Here is a 254-nt window from a genome sequence, read left to right as displayed (position 1 = left end):
CGGAGCTGCGCGAGGCCGTGGCCCACTCCCCCGCCGACGTGGTGATCACCACCGGCAGCACGGCGGCCGGGCCGGTGGACTTCCTGCACGAGACGCTGTGGCTGCTGGAGGCCCCGCTGATCGTCGACTCCGTCTCGGTGCGGCCGGGCCACCCGATGCTGCTGGCCGGGCTGCCCGCCACTGCGGACGGGCGCACCCGGCGCCTGGTCGGGCTGCCCGGCAACCCGCTGGCCGCTGTGGCCGGTACGGCCACC

1 protein-coding gene is annotated in these 254 nt (G+C 77.2%); it reads left to right on the top strand.

The features are described from left to right. Positions 1 to 254: molybdopterin-binding protein (locus GT030_RS01510; RefSeq protein ID WP_237522150.1), on the top strand; the 254-nt coding region annotated here is incomplete at both ends.

Source organism: Streptomyces sp. SID1328, from assembly GCF_009865595.1.
Classification (GTDB): Bacteria; Actinomycetota; Actinomycetes; order Streptomycetales; family Streptomycetaceae; genus Streptomyces; species Streptomyces griseoluteus.
The sequence above is the reverse complement of the archived record's forward strand: the minus strand, read 5'-3'. Positions and strand labels throughout refer to the sequence as shown.